This window comes from Streptomyces sp. NPDC055099 (genome assembly GCF_053607685.1).
Map to the genome: position 1 here is coordinate 1 of NZ_JBSGUA010000088.1, position 1,077 is coordinate 1,077.

Genomic DNA, 1,077 nt, shown 5'->3' on the forward strand with positions numbered 1-1,077 from the left:
AGAGGTCGTTTTCCTCCTGAGTGCAGTGTTCTGAGTTGCTTTGGTCTGCCGCTCGATGTGCTGCTGGTGAGGCTGGAGGGGCTGTTTCTTCTGACGAGGCGGGTGGTGTGGCGAATGAGGTGCAGGGCTGCTTACGTCTGTCTCATTCCAGGACGCCCCGGTCTGTCCCGTGCTTCGCTTTCCCCGGACGCACGCCTGGGCGCACGCCCCCGGGCGGCGGTATGCCGAGGTCATGAGGGAACGTCGTGCGTATCCGAGTGATCTGTCCGATGCCCGCTGGGAGTTGATCGAGCCGGTGCTGTCCGCCTGGCGCTTCGAGCGACGCGGCCGGGCCCTGGACTTCGGACGCCCGCCTCGGCATGACCTGCGCGAGATCATGAATGCGATCCTGTATGTGGACCGTACCGGCTGTCAGTGGGCGTATCTCCCGCACGATTTCCCGCCCTGGCAGTCGGTCTACGGCTACTTCGCCCACTGGCAGAAGGACGGCATCTTCGCCCAACTCAACGGTCTGCTGAGGGAGTTGGTACGCCAGCAGGAAGGGCGCGACAAACACCCGTCGGCCTGCGTGATCGACGCGCAGAGCGTGAAGACCTCCACCAGCGTCCCCGCCACCAGCCAGGGCATCGACGCGGGCAAGAAGATCGTGGGCCGCAAGCGCAGCATCATCACCGACACGCTCGGCCTGCTGCTGGCCGTGCTGGTCACCGCGGCCTGCGTCCAGGACTCCACGGTCGGCCGCACCCTCCTCGAGCAGACCGCCGCCGACCACCCTGGCCTGCGCAAAGCCTGGGTCGACGGCGGCTACCGCAAGCACTTCATCGAGCACGCCGCCACTCTCGGCATCGATCTCGAAATCGTCCAACGCCACCCCGGAAGCAGGGGCTTCACGCCGATCCCCAAACGCTGGGCAGTCGAGCGGACTTACGGCTGGCTGATGCTCCACCGCCGCCTGGCCCGCGACTACGAGACCCATCCGCATCGCTCCGAAGCCATGATCCATCTCGCCATGACCGACCTCATGGCCCGCCGCCTCACCGGCGAGAACACCGTCTCCTGGCGCGACCCCTCACCAGC

The 1,077-nt window shown here is 66.4% G+C and carries 1 protein-coding gene; it reads left to right on the plus strand.

Features of this window, described 5'->3' with window-relative positions; translation table 11 throughout:
- Positions 1–232 precede the first annotated feature (232 nt).
- The coding region (locus ACWFRU_RS42480; protein ID WP_453694222.1) for an IS5 family transposase at positions 233–1,077 on the plus strand (845 nt) is incomplete at its 3' end.